The sequence below is a fragment of the Mesorhizobium sp. M2A.F.Ca.ET.067.02.1.1 genome (assembly GCF_004023285.1).
Classification (GTDB): Bacteria; Pseudomonadota; Alphaproteobacteria; order Rhizobiales; family Rhizobiaceae; genus Mesorhizobium.
Map to the genome: position 1 here is coordinate 1 of NZ_RZSB01001065.1, position 1,489 is coordinate 1,489.

Genomic DNA, 1,489 nt, shown 5'->3' on the forward strand with positions numbered 1-1,489 from the left:
GGCGAAGAAGCACGTATTGCCCCGCATTGAAGCAGAACATGCGGTCCGACGCATCGCCGCAGGTAATGCTCTGCAGTCGCGTGATCGACGAGACGCACAACGTGAAAACGTTTGTCTTTTCGGCTGCGTCGGACCGCATGTTCTGCTTCAATGCGGGGCAATACGTGCTTCTTCGCCTCAGCATTGATGGGCTCGAGGTGACGCGACCCTATTCCGTTGCCTCTCCACCGACCCGTCCACTTGATTTGCAGATTACGGTAAAGCGGACACCTGGCGGGCTCGTTTCCAATTGGCTCCATGACAATCTGCGGTCCGGCGACGAGATCAGGATTGAAGGCCCACTGGGTTCGTTCAAACTCGATGGCTTTGCTAGCGCAAAGCTTCTCTTTCTCGCGGGCGGCAGCGGGATCACGCCTCTCATGTCGATGGTGCGATTGTTGACAGATCGAGCATTCGATTTGGACCTTCGTCTCATCTACAGCGTGCGCTCGCCACGCGATATCATTTTCAGATCGGAACTCGATGCACTCGCTGCCCGATTTCCCAACCTCGGCGTAACATTCCTTTGTTCGAAGGGAGGTCCCTCGCGGACGGGACCGAGCGGCCGGATAGACGGCTCCATGCTCCTGCGCCTTGTTCCCGATCTTGCAAAGCGCGCAGTCTACACGTGCGGCCCAGAACCTTACATGACGGCGCTGCGAGATGGTTTTGATGAGGTTGGCGTTAAACCGCTGGCCTATTACGAGGAGAGCTTCGGAGGGTACCCTAGCGGTGTTGCTCCGGATGACTTTGCCATTTCGTCCTTTGTCCATTTCGCCAAGTCTGGATTAGAACATCGCTGCGCGCCCGGAGAGACCCTACTGGATGCAGCGCGCAAATGCGGTGTCTATGTTCCCACCGCATGCCAACAAGGAGTTTGCGGCACTTGCCGAATAGCCAAGCTCTCAGGTGAAGTCGCGATGTGTGATCTTGGCGGCCTGACGTCCGAAGAGAAATCTGCGGGTTATATCCTGGCCTGTTGCAGCCGCGCGCAAGGGACGGTCTCAGTCGATCTTTGAGTCGGTCGACATTCTAAACGGCGATATGGCCAATGGCCTTAACATTTGGCGGCCTTGGCGGTGTGCCTGGTGCAGTGTCAAGGTCAAGCGTAGAAGAGCAGGTTCCAGGTTCCAGCGCGGCGCCAGCGGCATTTGCTTTCATGAGCGGCAAAGCTGACCTCTCAGGCATGTGCGGCGCAAAGCTGTCGTCCACGGTCAAAGAGACCGCTGACTGAGATGCGGCGCAAAGCTGCCGTCGAGCCGAACCCGCATAACGTTGCAACCCATGATCCGGCGGGTCAGCTCTGCTGATAGTGTGACCAATTAAACGAGCGACAAAGGACCGAAATGGATTTTGCGATCCCATTGTCATACCGGAGCGTGGGTTAGAGCGGCCCCGAAATCAATGAATTGTCGAGACAGCTACTCAGCAACAGCACGGAGAAGCAGGC

The 1,489-nt window shown here is 56.9% G+C and carries 1 protein-coding gene; it reads left to right on the forward strand.

Annotated elements, in window-relative coordinates; all coding sequences use genetic code 11:
• On the forward strand, nucleotides 1–1,058 hold a 1,058-nt coding region (locus EOA28_RS35440; protein WP_210214993.1), incomplete at its 5' end, for a hybrid-cluster NAD(P)-dependent oxidoreductase.
• Nucleotides 1,059–1,489 lie beyond the last annotated feature (431 nt).